We start from the raw sequence: 390 nt of genomic DNA, 5'->3' as shown, positions 1-390 counted from the left end.
GACCTCCACCGGCACCCACACCAACGAATACCTCGGAGTACCCCCGACGGGACTTACCGTCCAGACCCGCGGCTCGAACATCCTCACGCTGGAAAACGGGAAGATCCTTACGGAGTCGGTGACCTGGGACGGCAGCGAGCTGCTTGCCGGCTTGGGCATCAGGCCCTTGCGCGGCATCGCCGCACCGGCGGCCTCCGACGGCGGGGACTTCCCCGAACTGGACCCGGATCTGATGAAGTCCTTCAACCGGCAGTTCATCACCGGGGTCACGGTCGTCACCACGAAGGAAGGGGAGACGCCCAAGGGGCTGGCCGCGAACTCTTACTGCTCCGTTTCGCTCGAACCACCGCTGGTGCTCGTCTGCGTCCAGAAGACCTAGAGCACTTACTC

General features: G+C 64.4%; 1 protein-coding gene. It reads left to right on the top strand.

Translation table 11 applies throughout. The annotated features are described in order from the left end of the window. The coding region (locus SB764_RS38565) for a flavin reductase (protein ID WP_410866544.1) at positions 1-379 on the top strand (379 nt) is incomplete at its 5' end. Positions 380-390 lie beyond the last annotated feature (11 nt).

Origin of the sequence: Paraburkholderia sp. SIMBA_027 (assembly GCF_046535315.1) — a bacterium.
GTDB classification, from domain to species: Bacteria; Pseudomonadota; Gammaproteobacteria; order Burkholderiales; family Burkholderiaceae; genus Paraburkholderia; species Paraburkholderia tropica.
The sequence above is the reverse complement of the archived record's forward strand: the minus strand, read 5'-3'. Positions and strand labels throughout refer to the sequence as shown.